Consider the following 207-nt stretch of genomic DNA (forward strand, 5'->3'; position numbering starts at 1 on the left):
TCACAGAGGTCAGCGCGATCGAGGTTCAGTTGTTGCGCGATGCGCGCACGTTCATCGAAGGCTCTTTGAAGTCGAACGCGTATCCGGGATATTTCAACCTATGCGCACGATCTGTGCCTGCTGGCAATTCTTGCAAGTCGAGCAATGATTATGGAGGATTCGCCAGTATCGATCTTAGCGGTAAGATTACGCCGATCAAGGGTACCT

The 207-nt window shown here is 51.7% G+C and carries 1 pseudogene; it reads left to right on the forward strand.

Annotated features, from left to right (window positions below):
* Positions 1 to 207, forward strand: a pseudogene (locus tag OR16_RS47115) (type 1 fimbrial protein); the annotation flags it as partial.

The organism is Cupriavidus basilensis OR16 (assembly GCF_000243095.1).
GTDB classification, from domain to species: domain Bacteria; phylum Pseudomonadota; class Gammaproteobacteria; order Burkholderiales; family Burkholderiaceae; genus Cupriavidus; species Cupriavidus basilensis_D.